At 45.2% G+C, this 18,903-nt stretch carries 26 protein-coding genes; 16 read left to right on the forward strand and 10 right to left on the reverse strand.

The window, feature by feature from the left end; genetic code table 11:
* The first annotated feature begins 81 nt into the window (after nucleotides 1-81).
* The 4 genes from mltG to greA all read left to right on the forward strand — a co-directional run bounded on the left by mltG (nucleotide 82) and on the right by greA (nucleotide 3,125).
* Nucleotides 82-1,209: an endolytic transglycosylase MltG gene (gene mltG, locus BLQ53_RS13125; protein ID WP_244499347.1), complete on the forward strand. Its 1,128-nt coding sequence runs from the start codon at nucleotides 82-84 to the stop codon at nucleotides 1,207-1,209.
* Nucleotides 1,210-1,231: 22 nt separating this feature from the next.
* The gene (locus BLQ53_RS13130) at nucleotides 1,232-1,867 is read left to right on the forward strand and encodes an O-methyltransferase (RefSeq protein ID WP_093727768.1); all 636 of its coding nucleotides are present in this window, start codon (nucleotides 1,232-1,234) and stop codon (nucleotides 1,865-1,867) included.
* A 29-nt stretch (nucleotides 1,868-1,896) separates the two neighbouring features.
* Complete coding sequence (gene udk, locus BLQ53_RS13135) at nucleotides 1,897-2,529, forward strand: uridine kinase (protein ID WP_093727769.1); 633 nt, start codon at nucleotides 1,897-1,899, stop codon at nucleotides 2,527-2,529.
* 119 nt (nucleotides 2,530-2,648) lie between these two features.
* Nucleotides 2,649-3,125: a transcription elongation factor GreA gene (gene greA, locus BLQ53_RS13140; protein ID WP_093727770.1), complete on the forward strand. Its 477-nt coding sequence runs from the start codon at nucleotides 2,649-2,651 to the stop codon at nucleotides 3,123-3,125.
* 45 nt (nucleotides 3,126-3,170) lie between these two features.
* Here greA and BLQ53_RS13145 read toward each other — a convergent pair whose 3' ends face one another.
* Nucleotides 3,171-3,425 (reverse strand): hypothetical protein, encoded by a 255-nt coding sequence (locus BLQ53_RS13145; protein WP_093727771.1) that lies wholly within the window; start codon nucleotides 3,423-3,425, stop codon nucleotides 3,171-3,173.
* Nucleotides 3,426-3,643: 218 nt separating this feature from the next.
* Here BLQ53_RS13145 and BLQ53_RS13150 point away from each other — a divergent pair, with 218 nt between their 5' ends.
* The 3 genes from BLQ53_RS13150 to BLQ53_RS13160 all read left to right on the forward strand — a co-directional run bounded on the left by BLQ53_RS13150 (nucleotide 3,644) and on the right by BLQ53_RS13160 (nucleotide 5,294).
* A complete protein-coding gene (locus BLQ53_RS13150) occupies nucleotides 3,644-4,279 on the forward strand; it encodes a YrrS family protein (protein WP_170829695.1) in 636 nt (211 codons plus the stop codon).
* Between the two features lie 13 nt (nucleotides 4,280-4,292).
* The gene (gene mtnN / locus BLQ53_RS13155; RefSeq protein ID WP_093727773.1) at nucleotides 4,293-4,985 is read left to right on the forward strand and encodes a 5'-methylthioadenosine/S-adenosylhomocysteine nucleosidase; all 693 of its coding nucleotides are present in this window, start codon (nucleotides 4,293-4,295) and stop codon (nucleotides 4,983-4,985) included.
* Nucleotides 4,986-5,066: 81 nt separating this feature from the next.
* Nucleotides 5,067-5,294, forward strand: a complete 228-nt coding sequence (locus BLQ53_RS13160; protein WP_093727774.1) for a YrhC family protein — start codon at nucleotides 5,067-5,069, stop codon at nucleotides 5,292-5,294.
* A gap of 155 nt (nucleotides 5,295-5,449) precedes the next feature.
* Here the strand turns inward: BLQ53_RS13160 and sigK are convergent, their stop codons facing one another.
* The 8 genes from sigK to sda form a co-directional block, all read right to left on the reverse strand.
* Nucleotides 5,450-6,148 carry an RNA polymerase sporulation sigma factor SigK gene (gene sigK, locus BLQ53_RS13165; protein ID WP_093727775.1) on the reverse strand — a complete coding sequence of 233 codons (699 nt, stop codon included), beginning with the start codon at nucleotides 6,146-6,148 and terminating at the stop codon, nucleotides 5,450-5,452.
* A 113-nt stretch (nucleotides 6,149-6,261) separates the two neighbouring features.
* The gene (gene mnhG / locus BLQ53_RS13170) at nucleotides 6,262-6,654 is read right to left on the reverse strand and encodes a monovalent cation/H(+) antiporter subunit G (RefSeq protein WP_093727776.1); all 393 of its coding nucleotides are present in this window, start codon (nucleotides 6,652-6,654) and stop codon (nucleotides 6,262-6,264) included.
* On the reverse strand, nucleotides 6,635-6,946 hold the full coding sequence (locus BLQ53_RS13175; RefSeq protein WP_093727777.1) for a monovalent cation/H+ antiporter complex subunit F: 312 nt from the start codon (nucleotides 6,944-6,946) through the stop codon (nucleotides 6,635-6,637). Before BLQ53_RS13175 ends, mnhG begins: the two co-directional genes overlap by 20 nt.
* On the reverse strand, nucleotides 6,943-7,419 hold the full coding sequence (locus BLQ53_RS13180; RefSeq protein WP_093727778.1) for a Na+/H+ antiporter subunit E: 477 nt from the start codon (nucleotides 7,417-7,419) through the stop codon (nucleotides 6,943-6,945). Before BLQ53_RS13180 ends, BLQ53_RS13175 begins: the two co-directional genes overlap by 4 nt.
* On the reverse strand, nucleotides 7,420-8,904 hold the full coding sequence (locus BLQ53_RS13185; protein ID WP_093727779.1) for a Na+/H+ antiporter subunit D: 1,485 nt from the start codon (nucleotides 8,902-8,904) through the stop codon (nucleotides 7,420-7,422). It abuts the gene before it with no gap.
* Entirely contained in the window at nucleotides 8,897-9,235 is a 339-nt protein-coding gene (locus BLQ53_RS13190) for a Na(+)/H(+) antiporter subunit C (RefSeq protein ID WP_093727780.1), read from the reverse strand. The genes BLQ53_RS13185 and BLQ53_RS13190 overlap by 8 nt, the downstream gene beginning before the upstream one ends.
* Nucleotides 9,235-11,592 carry a hydrogen gas-evolving membrane-bound hydrogenase subunit E gene (gene mbhE / locus BLQ53_RS13195; RefSeq protein WP_093727781.1) on the reverse strand — a complete coding sequence of 786 codons (2,358 nt, stop codon included), beginning with the start codon at nucleotides 11,590-11,592 and terminating at the stop codon, nucleotides 9,235-9,237. The genes BLQ53_RS13190 and mbhE overlap by 1 nt, the downstream gene beginning before the upstream one ends.
* A 169-nt stretch (nucleotides 11,593-11,761) precedes the next feature.
* Nucleotides 11,762-11,902: a sporulation histidine kinase inhibitor Sda gene (gene sda / locus BLQ53_RS13200; RefSeq protein ID WP_038561505.1), complete on the reverse strand. Its 141-nt coding sequence runs from the start codon at nucleotides 11,900-11,902 to the stop codon at nucleotides 11,762-11,764.
* Nucleotides 11,903-12,291: 389 nt separating this feature from the next.
* Here sda and BLQ53_RS13205 point away from each other — a divergent pair, with 389 nt between their 5' ends.
* From BLQ53_RS13205 to BLQ53_RS13240, 8 genes are read left to right on the forward strand one after another with little or no spacing between them, the layout of a single operon-like run.
* Nucleotides 12,292-12,807: a YqeG family HAD IIIA-type phosphatase gene (locus BLQ53_RS13205; protein WP_093727782.1), complete on the forward strand. Its 516-nt coding sequence runs from the start codon at nucleotides 12,292-12,294 to the stop codon at nucleotides 12,805-12,807.
* Nucleotides 12,808-12,809: 2 nt separating this feature from the next.
* Entirely contained in the window at nucleotides 12,810-13,913 is a 1,104-nt protein-coding gene (gene yqeH, locus BLQ53_RS13210) for a ribosome biogenesis GTPase YqeH (protein ID WP_093727853.1), read from the forward strand.
* A 14-nt stretch (nucleotides 13,914-13,927) separates the two neighbouring features.
* Nucleotides 13,928-14,764 (forward strand): shikimate dehydrogenase, encoded by an 837-nt coding sequence (aroE, locus tag BLQ53_RS13215; RefSeq protein WP_093727783.1) that lies wholly within the window; start codon nucleotides 13,928-13,930, stop codon nucleotides 14,762-14,764.
* Between the two features lies 1 nt (nucleotide 14,765).
* Nucleotides 14,766-15,056, forward strand: a complete 291-nt coding sequence (gene yhbY, locus BLQ53_RS13220) for a ribosome assembly RNA-binding protein YhbY (RefSeq protein WP_093727784.1) — start codon at nucleotides 14,766-14,768, stop codon at nucleotides 15,054-15,056.
* Between the two features lie 11 nt (nucleotides 15,057-15,067).
* On the forward strand, nucleotides 15,068-15,637 hold the full coding sequence (locus BLQ53_RS13225; RefSeq protein WP_093727785.1) for a nicotinate-nucleotide adenylyltransferase: 570 nt from the start codon (nucleotides 15,068-15,070) through the stop codon (nucleotides 15,635-15,637).
* Nucleotides 15,624-16,196, forward strand: a complete 573-nt coding sequence (gene yqeK, locus BLQ53_RS13230; RefSeq protein WP_093727786.1) for a bis(5'-nucleosyl)-tetraphosphatase (symmetrical) YqeK — start codon at nucleotides 15,624-15,626, stop codon at nucleotides 16,194-16,196. The genes BLQ53_RS13225 and yqeK overlap by 14 nt, the downstream gene beginning before the upstream one ends.
* Nucleotides 16,196-16,552 carry a ribosome silencing factor gene (gene rsfS, locus BLQ53_RS13235; protein WP_093727787.1) on the forward strand — a complete coding sequence of 119 codons (357 nt, stop codon included), beginning with the start codon at nucleotides 16,196-16,198 and terminating at the stop codon, nucleotides 16,550-16,552. Before yqeK ends, rsfS begins: the two co-directional genes overlap by 1 nt.
* Entirely contained in the window at nucleotides 16,552-17,310 is a 759-nt protein-coding gene (locus BLQ53_RS13240) for a class I SAM-dependent DNA methyltransferase (protein WP_170829696.1), read from the forward strand. The genes rsfS and BLQ53_RS13240 overlap by 1 nt, the downstream gene beginning before the upstream one ends.
* A gap of 48 nt (nucleotides 17,311-17,358) precedes the next feature.
* On the opposite strand, the gene comER is transcribed toward BLQ53_RS13240, so the two are convergent.
* Nucleotides 17,359-18,183, reverse strand: a complete 825-nt coding sequence (gene comER / locus BLQ53_RS13245) for a late competence protein ComER (protein ID WP_093727789.1) — start codon at nucleotides 18,181-18,183, stop codon at nucleotides 17,359-17,361.
* 95 nt (nucleotides 18,184-18,278) lie between these two features.
* Here comER and BLQ53_RS13250 point away from each other — a divergent pair, with 95 nt between their 5' ends.
* Nucleotides 18,279-18,896 (forward strand): ComEA family DNA-binding protein, encoded by a 618-nt coding sequence (locus tag BLQ53_RS13250; protein ID WP_093727790.1) that lies wholly within the window; start codon nucleotides 18,279-18,281, stop codon nucleotides 18,894-18,896.
* The last annotated feature ends 7 nt before the right edge of the window (nucleotides 18,897-18,903 follow it).

Raw genomic sequence — 18,903 nt, forward strand, 5'->3', positions numbered from 1 at the left:
TTATCCGCATAAATTGTCGAGTGGGTGGTGAGCCCCTTGACGTTTATTGTATAATAAGGCGGATAAAGGAGGAAAGATAGCTTGACTGCCTCGAATGATGATCTTTTTCAACAGAATCGGGACAGAAGAATGGAGGAAGCAAGCGTCGTGCGGAAAATAGTATTGATGATCATATCCGTAATAATCGTACTTCTATTAATTGGTGCACTCGGGACCTTTATTTACGTGAATGCCAGTATGAAAGCTGTCGATTCAGACAATGATACAACACAGGTTGTCGAAGTTCCCATGGGAGCTACTGCTTCTTCGATCGGTCAATCCTTGGAGGAGCAAGGTCTGATTAAGAATGCTTTCATTTTCAGGCTGTATGTGAAGTTTTCAGGTGAAGCCAACTTCCGCGCGGGGAATTACGAGCTCTCCCCATCCATGTCCATGCAGCAGGTCGTTGATGAATTGAACGACCCGGAGGCGGGGAATACCCCGTCTGCATCTGCTGCTGTTCCGGAAGGATCTGATATCGAGGAGATCAGCGTGATCCTGTCTGAGTCATTGGGTATGGACAAGCAGGCTTTCCTGGAGAAGATGAAAGATGAAACTTATATCAAACAATTAATCAGCGAATACCCTGATATCCTTACGGAGGATATCTTGAATGAAGATATCCGTTATCCGCTTGAAGGATACTTGTTTGCGGCTACTTATAACTTTACATCCAAGGATGAAATTTCGGTCGATAAGGTTGTCCGTCTGATGCTGGACAAGTCCCAGCAAATCATCATGCCTTATTTGGATGGATTCAAACAGAAAGATTTGACTGTACACGAGGCACTTACGTTTGCTTCACTTGTCGAAAATGAGGCAAGGAATGAAGATGAACGCAAGATGATAGCTGGCATTTTCTATAACCGTCTGTCGGATGATATGAGACTGCAGACAGATCCCACTGTGCTGTATGCATTGGGAGAGCACAAGCCCCGCGTGTATTACAAGGACTTGGAAGTGGATTCCCCTTACAATACATACAGAATCAAAGGGCTTCCTGTCGGCCCGATCAGCAACTTCTCCGAAAATGCACTGGAAGCAGTCGTGCACCCGGATAGTTCGGATTACTTGTATTTCCTTGCCGGGGATGATGGGGAAATCTATTATGCACGGACATTCGACGAGCATGAGAAACTGATCGATAAACATATGCACTTGGATGAGTAAGCAGGTAAAGTGAGGAAATGAAATGTTACAAGCAATAATGGAATATTTGGAGGAGCATGTCGAGCCTTCACCGGAATGGGCAAGGAAACTGGAAGAGCTTGCTGCAGAAGATGGCGTTCCGATCATGGAGCCGCTCGGTATCCAATTCCTGATGCAGCTTATCCGGTTACAGCAGCCGAGCAAGATATTGGAAATCGGTACAGCAATCGGTTATTCCGCGCTCATGATGCGCCATGCGAAATCCGATGTACGCATCGTGACCGTCGAGCGGGATGAAAATCGTTATGAACAAGCAGTCACGCATATCCGCGAACAAGGCGCCGAGGAAGATATCCTGATTTTAAAAGGCGATGCATTCGACTTGGAAGAGACGATCCGAGCGCATGCTCCGTATGACTTTGTTTTCATCGATGCAGCAAAAGGCCAATATCAGCGTTTCTTCGAGGCATATAGCGAGATGCTGAGTGAGCGCGGGGTAATTGTCAGCGATAATGTTTTGTTTAAAGGCTATGTTGCGGATGACAGTGAGGCAACGCCGCGCAAGGCGAATATTGCGAAGAAGATTCGTAAGTATAACGAGTGGTTATTTGACCATGAAGCATTCCATACGACTATTTTGCCAGTGGGTGATGGAGTAGCCGTCAGTGTGAAGAAATGAATGACCTAGTAGGAAGAGGAGCAGAAATAATGGCAAAGAAACCTATCATCATCGGTGTTGCAGGAGGATCGGGTTCAGGGAAGACTTCTGTCACAACATCCATCTACAAACGGTTTACGGATAAGACGATTTTGGTGATCGAACAGGACTCGTATTACAAGGATCAATCCCATCTTCCGTTCGAGAAGCGTCTGAACACAAACTATGATCATCCTTTTGCTTTCGATAATGAACTGCTTATGCAGCATTTGCAGGCACTTGGCGAACAAAAGCCAATCGAAAAACCGATCTATGATTATAAAATCCATACACGTTCTGAAGAAACGATACCAGTGGAACCAAAAGACGTCATCATTCTGGAAGGTATCCTTATCCTTGAAGACGAACGGCTTCGGGATATGATGGATATCAAAGTATTCGTCGACACGGATGCCGATCTTCGTATCATCCGCCGTTTGCTGCGCGATATCAAGGAACGCGGCCGAACAATCGATTCCGTTATCGAGCAATATGTGAACGTCGTTCGTCCGATGCATTTGCAATTCATCGAACCAACAAAGCGATATGCGGATATCATCATACCAGAGGGCGGCGAAAACCATGTAGCCATCGATTTGATGTCTGCTAAAATCGAGACGATCCTTTCTGGCCGCACGACGTAACTTGTACAGTTAAGTATTGAATTTTCAGCAGGAATCTGCCATAGTATGGAATATGCATGAAAACGCTATAGAAGTAAGGCAAAGGGAAAGAATCTTTTAGAGCTCAAGGGGTGGTTGAATTGGCTACAGAAAAACAATATTACATGACTAAAGAAGGTTTGGCGAAACTTGAAGAGGAGTTGGAGTATCTGAAAACGACTCGTCGTCAGGAAGTTGTCGAGCGCATTAAGATTGCGCGCGGCTTTGGTGACTTGTCGGAGAACTCCGAATATGATGCGGCGAAGGACGAGCAGGCATTCGTCGAATCCAAAATCGCTACCACAGAAAATATGATCCGCAATGCTGTTATCATTGAAAGTGATACAGATAATCCAGATATGGTAGGCATGGGTAAAACGGTTACCTTCATAGAACTGCCGGATGGGGAAGAAGAGAGCTATACGATCGTCGGAAGTGCGGAAGCAGATCCATTTGAAGGTAAAATCTCAAACGATTCCCCGATCGCAAAAAGCTTGATTGGGCATGAAGTCGGTGAAGAAGTGACCGTCTCCACTCCAGGTGGCGATATTCAAGTCAAAATTACTAAAGTAGAATAGACATAAAACAAAAGCTGCTTCCGAATTATATGGAAGCAGCTTGTTTTATGGAACCTGACTGATCAATTGTCCGGAAGATTTCTCAAAAGGAAAAAAGGGTATGAGCTTTTGCAGGATAAAACTTTCTTTGTCGAGTGCAAGCAGAAATGAAAAGACGACTTGTTCTTTCACACTGGTAAAAGACAGACAGCATCCTTCCGGTAAGAAGATAGAGAAAATCTCGGCTTCCTTGTCGTAGCCGACATACTCGAACGATTCGTGCCCCCAAAGGTTCGTATCCATTCTTGTCACTTTCATCATGTTTATCTTCCTCTCCTTCCACAGGAACCATGATGACTGACCAACGCAGTTGCACCTGCTTTTATTGTTTATATAGTTAGATATATATGCACATAATCCTTCCGGTATGTCAAAATTAGATATGCTTCAACAAAATCATCAAGTGAAAACAGCCAATGATATGACTTTGGCTTCAACTCAGTTCATAGTATAATAGAGACCAATGAGGAGGGATGAGCATGGCGAATGATAATCAGGATTATTCCAGATTGAATAATAGAAACAAACGCAGAAAACCGAGGAAGTGGCTTAGTGTCGTCCTGACAATCGCGGGTGTGGCTTTAGTCGTCGTGCTGCTCGTAGCAGTTTTAAACGATAAGCCAACAATGGATGATCAAACCAACGCCGAAGATGGACAGAGCAAAAAAACAATCGCAGAACAAGTTCAAGGCAACAATGACTCCAGCAGTGACGAACAAGATACAGAAGAAAGTGACGAAGAAAAGCAAGATGATGAAAAAGAGAAGGAAGGAAAACAAGATGCCGAACCTTCCGATGATAATGTGAAGGAAGCATATACGAAGGATTGGGATCCGGTAGGCACTGAACAGTCTGGATCACATACGACGACCTTTGAAAAAGGTACCCAGGACTGGAATGAGATGATGCAGGCTGTCGGAGGAGCTGTAGGTTTGGATTCGACATCGATGACGGTTTGGTGGGTCGAAAATAACGGCAGCGGTGGCAATGATGTAATTGCAACGGTTTCCGCACCGGATTCAGAAGAGACATTCCGTGTATTTGCAAGCTGGATCGATGGTGAAGGCTGGCAGGCAAGTAAAGTAGAAGTTCTAAAAGAAAACGACAAGAATTAAAGGAGCAGACAGAATGACAATCGGCATTATTGGAGCAATGGATGAAGAAGTAGTATTATTGAAGGAAACGATGGCAAACAAAAGGGAAATCACTGTAGCAGGCTATGAAATTACGGAAGGAACATTATCCGATAAGCAGGTTGTCCTGTTAAAATCAGGGATTGGCAAGGTGAATGCGGCGCTTGCTACATCCATGCTGATAGAACGTTACGCACCGAAGGCAATCATCAATACAGGTTCAGCTGGAGGTTTTGCAGCAAACCTTGAAGTCGGGGATGTCGTCATATCAGATTCCGTCGTGCATCATGACGTTGACGTGACTGCGTTTGATTATGCTTATGGGCAAGTACCGCAGATGCCGCCAGCTTTCCAAGCGGACGGCAAGCTGATTGAGCTCGCTAAGGATGTGATCGATCAATTCCCGGATACGAAAGCAGAAATCGGTCTTATCGCCACAGGCGATAGTTTCATGTCTGACCCAGCCCGCGTTGCTTTTGTCAGAGAAAAGTTCCCTGCCATGCTTGCAGCAGAGATGGAAGCAGCGGCAGTGGCTCAAGTTGCCTATCATTATGGAACACCTTTTGTCATCGTAAGGGCGTTATCTGATATAGCAGGCAAAGAGTCCTCTGTATCCTTCGATGCATTTCTTGATCAAGCTGCCCGCAATGCTGCAACGATGATCATGAAGATGGTTGCACGCTACTGAATACTGATGACAGCAATTACCAGGTAATTGCTGTCTTTTTTTATGTTACAATGTTGCTAGTTTGGAAGAGGAGGCGACAAGATGAATAAAAGACAACAGCAGCTGCTTGATAGAATCACAGATTACCGTCGTTTCGCATTGGCGCTTCTGATTCTCGGCAGTTATTTATACCTTGGATCGGTGATCAATGTGTATTTGACACCTTCAGATAAAGCGGATATCCTGTTTGCTATGACCGGCGGATGTGTTATAACTAGCATCCTGATCTGGTTTTTAATTGAACGATGGAAAAAACAATTGGAAAGCTAAAAACTCCGGCATAGATCCGGAGTTTTTTTAATCCCATATATTCTCCAAAGCTGGCTTCCACTACAATAAGCACGCTGGTACTGGTACGCCGCTGATAGTGTCTGGAAGAAGGTAGGATTGCATACACCTCCTTTTCCTTAACATACAGCTTCCTTCTATGTCCGGTGCTGCCGGTAATATTCATGGAAGATCTTCATCAGGGCACGCTTTTCGATACGGGAAACATAGCTGCGGGAAATGTTTAATTTCTTGGCAATTTCACGCTGTGTCATATCTTCTTCGTTATTAAGTCCATAACGGCTGATGATCACTTCTTTTTCACGTCCATCCAGGATATCGATATATTCCTTGATTTTCTCCACTTCCATATTCAGCTGAATATATTCAATGATATCTTCATTGTCTGCTTGAAGTATATCAATCAGACTGATTTCGTTGCCTTCTTTATCCTGACCAATCGGATCATGAAGTGAAATATCTTTCTTTGTTTTCTTCAAGGCGCGCAGATGCATAAGGATTTCATTTTCGATACATCTAGCTGCATATGTAGCAAGTTTTGTCCCTTTATCACTCGAATAACTTTCAATTCCTTTGATCAGTCCGATTGTCCCGATGGAAATAAGATCCTCTGCGTCTTCACCGGTATTTTCAAACTTCTTCACGATATGGGCGACCAGTCGCAGATTATGTTCAATCAACTTGTTGCGGCTCACTTCATCCCCTTGCTGCATCCTTTCGATATGCAATGCTTCTTCGTCGGACGGGAGCGGCTGAGGGAAAGCATGGTTCTTGACGTAGGAAACGAAGAACATCGCTTCTTTCACTAGAAGTCCGATGGCACCTATAATACTCATTTCATTGCACCTCCTGTACACTCTCAAAGATTGCCTATACACTCACTTTATGTGACGGAATCTTAGAACGTGTCTGTCCAGCAGAAAAAGAAAAAGTGAATGCCGCCAGGCATTCACTTTGATTTCTGTTGTTGTTTTTGTCTTCGTTTTTCTGCATCGATTGCTTCTTGGTACTGATCCTTCAAGGTTCCATATGGTTTTGCACCGCGAAGATGAGCTGCTCTCGAGATCAGATGACTGGCTACTGGGGCAGTCAGCATAATAAACAAGAAGCCAAGGATAAGTTTCCCGCTAACGATTCCATATTGCGTGTAATGAAAGATAAAAGCGCCGATGAGGATGCCAGTTACACCTAGTGTTGACCCCTTACTAGCTGCGTGAAGCCTGGTGTAAATATCAGGAAAACGCAATATGCCTACAGAAGCAGTAAATATAGCGAATGTACCTCCCGCCAGGAATATAATGACAAAAACATCGAGGATGATGTCAATCGTCTTCTGTATCAATCAAATCACCCTTTTCCAAGTAGATTGCGATAGCCACTGTCCCGATGAATAAAAGGATACCTATCAATAAAACGATATCATTGAAGTTAGGTGTGATCAGGATGATGGCAAGCAAGGCGGCAAACGCCATGATATTGACACCAATAGCATCGAGTGCAACCGCGCGGTCGGCATTCGTCGGTCCTCTCATTACCCGGATGATCAGCAAGAGGATGGAGACACTCAGTGCGATCAGGCAAATGATGGATACATTTTGGATGATGGTAGCGAATCCACTTTCTGATAAGCTCATCGTGTCACCTCCTTAATATGTTTTTCAAAGCTATCTTTGATAGAATGCACTGCTTCCTTCATGTCAACGATATCCATGGCATGGATGTAAAGCTGTTTCTTATCCGGAGAAACTGCAACTGTGACTGTACCAGGCGTCAATGTGATGAGAGTTGTCAATAACGTAATCTCCCAATCCGAATCTAATTCCGTTTCCAGCGTAAAGATGCCGGGATTTATATCCAATCGTCTTGCGTAAACGAGTTTTGTGATCGCAAAATTGGAAAGAATGAGCTCTTTGATAAAAATCAGCAATAAAACGATGATTTTATATAAACGCCTTAGATAGAATGGACCTTTCAGGAAGCGGCGCAGCAGGAATAACAGGGCAATCCCGACAATATAACCAGTTACGAATCCAGCGATGCTGTAGGTTTCGCCGAGGAACATCCACATGAAAGCAACCAGCAAATTGATACATATTTGAAAAGCCATCTAACGTCCCTCCTTTAACACGAGCTCCATATACGCTTGTGGATTGAGCAGATAGTCTGCAATATGCTGGACTGTCGGCAGAATGGCTTCCGCGCCAATACCGAGAAAAACAGTGAACAGCATCAGGAATCCAGCAGGTATCAGATGACGAAGATGTTTTCGCTTTTGTTCTGAACCCGTTTCTCCTTCTCCCCAGAACACCTGGATGAAAGCTCTTACGATGGAAAGTAAAATGAGCAAGCTCGTCAGCAGCATGATGATGACTGTTGCCGTTTCTCCTTTTTCAAACGCCCCTCGTACAAGAAGCAGCTTGCCGATGAAACCGCTGAAAGGGGGCACACCTGCCAGCACCAGACCAGCAAGGAAGAACATCCAGCCAAGCGCAGGATGTGATCGAATCATACCGCCCATTTTGGATATGTCCGAAGTACCCGCCAGAGTCGCGATTGTGCCTGCCAGCAGGAAGAGCGCTGCCTTTACAATCATGTCCTGCAGGAGATAATAAATGCTGCCGCTCAACCCGTCATTATTGAAAATACCGATTCCGACAAGCATGAAACCAATGGCAGGAATGATATTATAAGCAACAATCAATTTTATATTTCGAGAAGCCAAAGCACCGATCACTCCGAATAGCATGGTCAGATTGCCGATCCAGATGAAGAGTTGATCCATGATTTCAGGCTGCTGGTGGAAAATGAGCGTGAAGGTGCGAATCAAGGAATATACGCCTACCTTGGTCAAAAGTGCACCGAATAAAGCTGATACAACAGGATTCGGGACAATGTAGGAGCGCGGCAGCCAATAATAGAGCGGGAATGCTGCGCCTTTGGTTGCAAAGACGAAAAAGAGCAGGATGGCAACTGTCGTGATGATTCCTAGCTGATCAGCAGCCGCTGCCCGTTCTGCCAGCTGTGCCATATTTACAGTGCCCAAAACGGCATAGATGTAAGAAATGGCTGTAACGAATAGCATCGAAGAAAACAGGTTGATCAGTACATACTTGATGGATTCACGAAGCTGTACTTTTTTTCCTCCATGGGTGATCAAGGCATAGGAAGCCATCAGCAGGACTTCGAAGAACACGAACAAGTTGAATAAGTCTCCGGTTACAAAGGCACCAGATACGCCTGTCACCAATAAAAAGATGAATGTGTAAAAATAGAAACTTTCTTGTTCCTCAGACACGGAAGATGGTGCATACCATACGGCCGCAAGAAGAATGATGGATGTAGTCAGGATAAGTAATGCACTCAACGGATCAAGCACGAGGATGATGCCGTATGGTGCCATCCAGTTCCCGGTTTCCAGGACGATACTTCCTTCGGTAAGGACAAGGATGAGCAAGAATGTCATTGCAGCCACGTTGATTAGTGCAAACATCATTGCCAAACGTCTGGTCAGCAGGATGCGTTTATGCGTAAACGCGAGCAGGATGCCAGCGAGGAACGGGATCAGTATCGGTAAAATAGCAAAATTAGTCATGGTTATTACCTCTTAATTCTTCCATATTATCTGTTCCATTCGTTTTGACAGTCCGGTAAGCAAGCACGAGTAGCAGACTGGTGACACCGAAGCTGATGACGATGGAAGTCAGGATCAGTGCTTGCGGAAGCGGATCAGTATAATTTTCTGTTCCCTCCGTCAAAACAGGGGATGCGCCACGTTTTAATTTTCCCATTGTCAGGATGAACAAATGCGCTGCATGGGACAGCAGGGCAGTACCGATGATGATTCGCAGCAGCCGCTTTTGCAAGATGTTATAAACGGCGAATCCGAAGAGGATGCCGGCAAGTACAATCATGATGATCTCCATTAGCGATCCCCTCCTTTTTGACGCAATTTGATAAGGGAATAGATTCCCAAAGCAGCAATCGCCAATACCGTGATTTCGAACAATGTATCCAGTCCCCGGAAATCGACAAGGATGACGTTGACAATATTATCACCGCCGCCAAGTTTATAAGAATTCTCGATAAAGTAATCGGAAATGGCAGGGAATAGGCGCTGACTATAGGCAGCCAATCCGACAAGCATCATCATCAGTCCGCAGAGTGAGGCGATGATGATATTGGTTATCTTCTTGGAAAGCTTTTCTTTTCTTTCCCTTTTGAATTCCGGCAGATGTCGGAAGCACAACAGGAACAGGACAACGGTAATCGTTTCAATGCTCAATTGGGTCAAGGCAAGGTCAGGAGCCCGGAACAGAACAAACAGGATGGACAGCCCGTATCCAACTACCCCCAAGATGATGACAGCTGTCAGCTTTTTCTGGGATACAGTGCTTCCAAAAGCAGCAGCGATCATGATGACTGCCACTGCCAGTTCAGGCAGGCTCTGCGGCAGTGAAACTGGGGAAGTATCCATATTCGAAAGATCGAACGAGTTCGTCCCGAATAGAACCAGCAGTGTCAAGATCGAGATGAAACTGATAATGATCGCATTATACTGGCGCAGTGATCCGCTCACGATATGGTCATTGAGTTTCTTGGTCTGTTTTTCACTGGCATTGAGGATGACCGAATAGACGTTATTGCCGGAAAGCCTGCCAGGCAGTAGTTTATAAAGTCCCGTCCAATAGCTTCTTGTGCTATACAATAGGATCCCTGATATGACAACGATAAGAGACATGAGCAAAGCAGGGACGAGGCCATGCCAGAAATGGATGCTGTGCGCTTCCATTGTCTCGCCATAAACCGCATTCGCCGCTGGCAGCAGTAAATGACGGCTGAACCAATTTGGAAAAATACTGATCAGTATCACACCTGAAACTAGCAACACAGGTGATAATAGCATGCCGAATTTCGGGTCATGAGCTTTTTTTGCAACAGTTGTCTCTGATTTCCCCGTAAATGTGCGGAAATAGAAATACATGCTGTATACGAATGTAAAGATACTGCCAGCCACAGCTGCATATGGAACGATATCGGCCAGTACGGAAGCAAAACCAGTTCCGAATGCGCGGTCAGCTGACAAGTCCCAAGAGCTTGCGAAGAATTCTTCTTTACTGTAAAAGCCATTTAAAATCGGCAGTGGAACACCAGCCATCGAGAACGCGGCGAGCACGCTGATGATACCGGTTATCGGCATGAGTTTCCAAAGGCCACCGAGTCTACGGATATCCCGGGTGCCTGTTTCATGATCGATGATGCCGACAGCCATAAATAAGCTGCCCTTGAATGTCGCATGATTGAGGATATGGAATATGGCAGCAAAGATGGCTGCTTCGGTTCCATAGCCGATCATTGCCATGATCATACCAAGCTGACTGACCGTGGAAAAAGCCAGAATTCCCTTGAGATCTGTCTGTCTGACTGCCATATAAGAGCCCCAGAATAAAGTCAGGAGACCGATGATAGAGACAGCGATGAAAAATGCTTCACTTTCCCGGAATACAGGGGTGAAACGGAGCAGTAAGAAGAGTCCGGCTTTGACCATTGTGGCCGAATGCAAATATGCGCTGACAGGCGTCGGAGCTTCCATTGCATCCGGCAGCCAGATATGGAAAGGGAACTGAGCCGATTTCGTACAGGCAGCAAGCAGCAGCAGCACGACAATCAGCGGGAACCAATCACTGCCAAGGATCAAGTCACCCTTTGTCAATATTTCTCGGATGCTTGCTGACCCTGTTACCAAGTGAAGAAGCGCCAATCCCCCGAGTAGAGCAAATCCGCCAAGAAAGGTGATCAGCATGGATTTGAGGGCGCCATCCGTGGAAGCTTTCCTGTTGAACCAGAAACTGATCAATAAGAATGAAGATACAGAGGTGAGCTCCCAGAAAGTATAAAGTGCGTAGATATTATCCGACGTTACAATGCCGAGCATGGCACCCATGAATAACAGCAGATAGACATAGAAAGAACCCAGCCTTTCTTCCAGGTCCAGATAATGAATGGAATAGAAAGCTACGAGGGCGCCTATCCCGCTGATCAGCAAAGCGAAGAACAAGGCAAGACCATCTGTATAAAACGTCAAGTCCAGTCCGAGTGACGGTATCCAGCTGTAATGGTATAGTATGTCGGTTTTGCCGCTGATGAGCAGCGTGAGAAAATAAAGGAATATCGATAGCGATGCAGCAAATGCCACATAGCCGGTATGTATGCGGTATTTGAATTTAGCGATGAATGGGATGCACAAAGCGATAAGAAATGGCATCAGTATGGCTATAATCATGTTATGGCAGTCCTCCTCTTTCAACTAGGTAATTACTTCATCAATACATGATAACCTAAAAAAGATCTATACCCAATTCTATAGGACTTCAAGCCTGCACTGCAACTGACATAGCTATGTTTAAGAAAAAAACCTCACCAAGTCGGCAAGGTTTAAGGGAGACGATATTTTAGCTAGTGTAGCGGATCTTATGTGATAAGCCCCTTGATTGGATTTCTTTCTCGATTAGATGAATAAACTCTTGGCTCAAGTGGAGTTCGTTCGCCTTGTGGTAAGATTCGATCAGCAATTCATCAGACAGATGTTCCATCTTGCATTCCTCCTGATTGGAGATAACTTACTAGCTTGCAGATCTTCTGTACGTGGGTTGGGGAGTTGATAAGTTATTAATAATGTATCATGAAAGAAATAGAGGGACAAGACGATAGTTATCTACAGAAAACTGTTCATAACCTGTAGATAAAGTGTTTATAAATGTGCAAAATTGTTTTCTGTAGCTGTTGATAATGTGGACATAGTTATCCACAATAAGAAATATGTAGAGATTTGTCGAAAGGTTTTACTTCTAATTTCATGTCTTTTACATAGAGAATAGTCGAAAAAAAGCAGAACGATGAAAGATTTTTTTGAAACCGTCGTAAAAATACCTTATGATGGGTAAGTAACTGTTGAAGTGCATGAGATCGGAGGAAATCCATAATGCTAAAGAAGTTTTTGCCCAATGAGCATGTAAAGAGCATTTTTGATATAAAGCCAGAGAAATTGAAAGCGCAGGGAATCAAAGGTATCATTACCGATCTGGATAACACACTGGTCGCGTGGGATGTTGCCGATGCTACACCGGAAGTGACGGATTGGTTCAAGGAAATGCGCGCTCATGATATTAAAATTACGATTATATCCAATAATAATGAGCAGCGAGTGAAAGTATTTTCCGAACCTTTGGAGATACCTTTTGTCTATAGCGCAAGAAAACCGCTTGGACGAGCGTTCAAGCAAGCTGTGAAGCAAATGAACCTGGAAAAAGATGAGATTGTCATGATTGGCGATCAGCTCCTGACGGATGTATTGGGGGGGAATTTGGCTGGCTTTTATACGATCGTTGTCGTACCAATCGTCAAAACAGATGGAAAGATTACCAGAATCAATCGGATGATCGAACGACGGATACTGAACTACTTCAGAAGAAAAGGAAAGATCACATGGGAGGAATGAATGTGGAAGAATTGATTTGCCAAGGATGCGGAGCACCAATTCAGACAGAAGACGCATCTTTGCCAGGTTATATCCCAGCATCGGCATTAGGGAAAAGTGATGAGGTCATCTGTAAGCGCTGCTTCCGGCTCAAGCACTACAATGAGGTCCAGGATGTCGCAGTGACGGACGATGACTTCTTTACATTGATAAGTGAAATCAGTAACAAAGAAGGCATTGTCATCAAGCTGGTGGATATATTCGATTTCAACGGCAGTTTCATCGGCAGCATCAAACGGCTTGTCGGGGACAAACCAATCATATTAGTCGGTAACAAAGTGGACTTGCTTCCGAAATCAACAAATCATGATCGCCTCAAACAGTGGCTGCGTGGAGCAGCTAAAGAATATGGCATCAAAGTGGCTGATGTACACTTGATATCAGCTAAGCGAGGAATCGGAATGCCAGAGCTCGAGGAAAGCATCCAGGAATTGCGCGCCGGAAAAGATGTATACGTGGTCGGCAGTACAAATGTAGGTAAATCCACGTTCATCAATGCCTTAATCAAACATTCAACGGGAATAAACGATGCAATCACAACTTCTTATTATCCTGGTACCACACTCGGATTCATCGACATCCCACTCGATGAAAGAAGTTCTTTGTTTGATACACCTGGTATCGTGAATCGCCAGCAAATCGCCCATTACGTTACTGATAAAGACTTGAAAACCATCACCCCGAATAAAGAAATCAAAGCTCGAATTTACCAATTGAATGACGGGCAGACATTGTTCATCGGCGGTTTGGCTCGCATCGATTTCGAAAAGGGAACAAGGCAGCCATTCGTGTGCTATTTCTCCAATGCACTCGATATCCATCGTACCAAACTTGAGAATGCAGATGCACTTTATGAACGCCAAAAGGGGGAATTGCTCACACCGCCGCACAACGAACAGCTTGAGCATTTTCCGTCTTTCCAAAAGACAACATTCAAAATAAAAGAACAGAAAACGGATATTGTCATCCCTGGATTGGGCTGGGTTACACTGTCAGGTGAACCTGCATCGGTTACTGTCCATACACCAGAGGGCGTACCGGCAACTATCCGCAGGTCATTAATCTAAAGGGGAGCGAGAAAATGAAAATATTGAAGTTAGGCCTGATTGGCCATCCGGTGGAGCAATCTTTATCACCATGGATCCATACACGATTCATGGAACAGACCGGTATCGATGGAGAATACAAGCTATACCCGATCGAACCAGATGTTTTTGATAAAAAAATCACAGCATTAATGCAAAGCGGGATAGATGGCTTCAATATTACGGTTCCTTATAAGCAGCGTATCATCCCATTCCTGGATGAGCTTGATCCCGATGCTGCCAAAATCGGAGCTGTGAATACAGCTGTGCGAAAGAACGGCAAGTGGATCGGGTATAATACGGATGGGTCAGGCTATGTACGTGCATTGGAACAGGTCATTCCCCCGAAAGAAAGTTTGCATGTACTGATGCTTGGCGCAGGAGGGGCAGCCCGTGGAATATATCGGGCGCTGGTCACGCATGGATTCCGACATGTTGATATCGCCAACCGCACTGCCTCCAAAGCGGAGGAGCTGCTGCAATTGCAGGAGCCGGAAACAATTTCGGAAATCCTGACATTCCAGGAAGTGCAGCAGCAGTTGGCGGACTATGATGTCATCATTCACACAACAAGTGTCGGGATGAGTCCGAATGCAGCGGAACAAATCATTCCGTTAACCAATTTGAAGCCTGGGGCAGTGGTCAGTGATATCGTCTACAAACCGATCGAAACGCAGCTGCTTCATACGGCCAAGCAGCAGGGAGCACTTATTCATCATGGCCATAGCATGCTTTTATATCAAGCGCAATACGCATTTGAAATTTGGTCAGGCCGGCAGGTCGTGGTCGGTGACCTATTGAATCAACTGGAACAAAGAGTAACGGAGGCATAATATGTTAACAGGTAAACAAAAAAGATATCTTCGCGCACAAGCGCATCATTTGAAACCAATTTTCCAGGTAGGGAAAATCGGTGTGAATGATAATATGCTTATCCAAATTGGTGAAGCATTGGAAAAACGGGAATTGCTCAAAGTGAGTCTTCTGCAAAACTGTTTGGACGAGAAAGAGGATGTAGCCGCAGCCATTGCAGAGGGTACGGGTGCTTCTATCGTCCAAATCATCGGAAGCACAATCATCCTATACAGAGAATCAGAAGAGCATAAACAGATCAAGCTGCCATGAAGGAGTAGGTCATGAAAAAAGTCGGAATATTGGGGGGGACATTCGATCCTCCCCACTTGGGACATTTATTCATTGCGCAGGAAGTCCAGTATAAACTGGAGTTGGATGAAGTTTGGTTCATTCCTGCATACGAAGCGCCGCATAAAAGGAAGTCCCGAACCGATGCGGTTTTACGTCTCGAGATGGTGGAGGCAGCAATAGCGGAAAATCCTTATTTCCGCATGGAATCAATTGAGGTGGATCGTTTAGGCAAATCCTACACATTTGATACAATGGAACTGTTACAGGAAATGCATCCGGATACTGCATTTCATTTCATCATCGGTGCCGATTTGGTGGAGAGTCTGCACACATGGCATCGTATCGATGACTTGGTTGACAAGCTGACATTTGTAGGTGTCGGTCGGCCGGGCTATGAACTGATGACAACCTATCCGGTCACTTACGTCGATATCCCGGAGCTTGAGATTTCCTCGAGCATGATTCGCGAACGTGTTAAACAGGGTGCTCCTGTACACTATCTTGTTTCGGGTGCAGTGTTCGATATCATAAAGGAGCAAAAGCTGTATGCAGAGAGATAAAGCATTGGCGATCGTTGAGAAACAATTAAAGAAACCGCGGTATGAACATACTATCCGTGTAATGGATACAAGTATCAAACTGGCAAAACAATATGGTGCGGATGAGAAGAAGGCGGAGCTTGCTGCCATTTTCCACGACTATGCAAAATATCGGCCGCTTGAGGAAATGAAACGATGGATCATAGCGGAACAGCTGCCAAAGGATTTATTGGATTACCATCATGAACTATGGCATGGACCGGTTGGAGCGCTAATGGTTAAACGTGAAGTGGGCATCAGCGATCCGGAAGTGCTGCATAGCATCTCGGTGCACACAACCGGGTGTGTTGGAATGTCGGTGCTTGATAAAGTCGTATTTCTTGCGGATTATATCGAACCAGGACGTGCTTTCCCTGGCGTGGATGAAGTACGCAAGGTAAGTGAGAAAGATTTGGATAAGGCTTGCTGGATGGCTTCGCGCAATACTATCAACATGCTCGTCTCGCTGAATCGAAAAGTCTATCCGGACACGTTTCATGCTTATAATGATTTATTAAACTCTACTGGAGGTAACGCTTAATGGAAAGTATTGAATTAGCACAATTAGCAGCAAATGCCGCAGATGCGGTAAGAGGGGAAGATGTCGTCCTATTGGAAATGAAGGAGGTCTCCTTGATTGCTGATTACTTCATGATTTGTCATGGTACGAGTGAACGGCAAGTGCAGGCCATCGCCAGACGAATCAAAGAAAATGCAGAGGAAAATGGCGCAGAAGTGAAACGGCTGGAAGGATTGGAGCAGTCCAGATGGGTGCTGGTCGATCTAGGAGATGTTGTCTGCCATGTATTCCACATCGATGAACGCAGATATTATAACTTGGAACGCCTATGGGGAGATGCACCGCAAGTCGAACCGGTATTCTCCCAAGAAAGCTGATGGCCGCTTACGAACGGCTTGCTGCCGTATATGAACGTCTGATGCAGGATGCGCCTTATGCTCCTTGGCAGCGGTTCATGCAGCAAATATTCCAGGAACATGCCCGTATCGATATCAAGAAAATAGCGGATTTGGGCTGTGGAACTGGATTTGTCACCAGACAGCTGGCAAAAACGGGCTACGATATGACGGGTATCGATCAATCCGAGAATATGCTCGCCTATGCAGCTTCCAGGGATACGGATCAGCAAGTTCGCTGGATCCAGCAGGATCTGAGGGAATTGGAGACAATTGAAGCGGATGCTGCTATCAGCATGTTTGATGTCATTAACTATATCACCTCGCCAGCAGATGTGAAGCAAGCATTTTCGAATATCTGGGATATGCTTGCTCCTGGTGGTGTTTTCCTGTTTGATGTTCACAGTATGAGGCATATGGAAGAGGATTTGGCTAATCAGGTTTTCGCGGAAATCCATGATGATCTCTCGTATACTTGGTTCTGTGAAGCAGGAGAAGAGCAGGGAGAAGTATTTCATGATCTTACCTTTTTCACAAAAGAAATCGACTCGGATAAATATGATCGATTTGACGAATATCATCATCAGCGTACATATCCCATTGATTCGTATCTATCTTGGCTTGAGGAAGTTGGTTTCCAAGTTTGTGGAGTATATGGTGATTTCGATATAACACGAACGGAGAATTTAGAAGAAGCGGATCGACTATTTTTTGCATGTTTGAAAAACCAGGAGGCATGATGCTGCCTGGTTTTTTTGTGCAGGAAAAACGGATTGCGCGTCGAATCCCTAATTGTACAGCCCTCTCCTGATGGCATCCTTTTCTTCGTGGAATTTGTTATGTGTTGCCTGGAACAGCAGCGGGAACAGATCAGTCGTTTCTTTTTCCAATACTGCAATTCCTTCTCCAGTGATGCCGCCCTTCACGCAAACCTTCCTTATCAATTCTTCCAACGTGTAATGTCCGTCTGCCAATAACTTCCCAAGTCCGATCAGCATTTCGGAAGTAAGATGTGTTGCTTGCTCTTTCGAAATAGCTGTTTCACTCACTGCTCCGTCTATGAAGCGCTGTGCAAGGTAACCGAAGAAAGCAGGTCCGCAGGAAACAATATCCGAGGACACTCTGGTTATGTCTTCCGGGATATATACCGGGTCTGAATAGCTGCTGATAAGATCGATTAGGCATGCTTTATTCCGATTGGTCAAGCTGGCCCCAAAAGTCAGCAAGGTAGCACCGGATGCAGCTCTATTCGTGATGCTCGGTATTGCACGTGCCACTTGGCAAGGGACAAGCGCTTCGAGTTCTTGTGTGGAGAATGGGCTTGTAATCGACACGAGTACTTGATTTTCCTTTAAGAAAGGACGGAGCTCGTGGCATACTCCCGACAGATGCGGCGGTCGCACACATAGAAATATAATATCGGCATAATCTGTCAATTGGCTGATTGAATCTGCCGCATGGATGGATGGAAAAGACTTTTTCCATTGCAAAGACCTTTCAGCAGACCGGTTCAGAATCATGATATCTTCCTGAGATATTGCACCAGAGTTCACCCATGTCTCCAATAGCATACCTCCCATATTGCCAACTCCGATTATTCCCCACTTCGTCATTCCAAACTCCTCCTCTGCTCATGTGCTGCTTGTTTCCTTATTACGCTGTTATCGATTATATGCTTTTGGCTTATGGAATATGAAAGGAGGTCAATATGCACCTACTCAAGCAATACAGCTGGCTATTGCTGTTAGCGGTCATCATTTGCATTGTATTTGTCATTTGGATCAAGGATCCTGAAGGGGAGACCGCGATACGACCACTGGAAAAGGATGCGGATCCAGCAGAGGATTTGCTGCAACAGGATGCAGGACCCGATGGGAATACAGGAGAAAATCCAGCAGATAATTCGAAAGTAGTAGTGGATATAAAAGGTGAGGTCCGTGATCCGGGCGTATATGAGCTTGTTGCTGACAGCAGGGTGGAACAGGCAATCGAAGCAGCCGGTGGACTGACGGAGAAGGCTGAAGGGCGAAGTATCAATCTTGCCCAGCGCATAACAGATGAACAGGTAATCTATGTCGCTGGCGTCGGGGAAGCAGAAACACTTGTACAAACGGCAGGTTCAAGCGATTCACCAGACAAAATCAACATCAATCAAGCGGATGCCGAGGAATTGACTGAACTCAATGGTGTGGGAGAAGCAAAAGCTCAAGCTATCATTGCCTTCCGTGAGGAAAATGGTCCGTTCACTTCCATCGACCAGCTCACCGAGGTGCCAGGAATCGGGGAGAAATCATTGGAGAATATGAAGGATCAAATCAGCTTGTAAGGTCGGT

Origin of the sequence: Terribacillus halophilus (assembly GCF_900101385.1) — a bacterium.
GTDB classification, from domain to species: domain Bacteria; phylum Bacillota; class Bacilli; order Bacillales; family Amphibacillaceae; genus Terribacillus; species Terribacillus halophilus.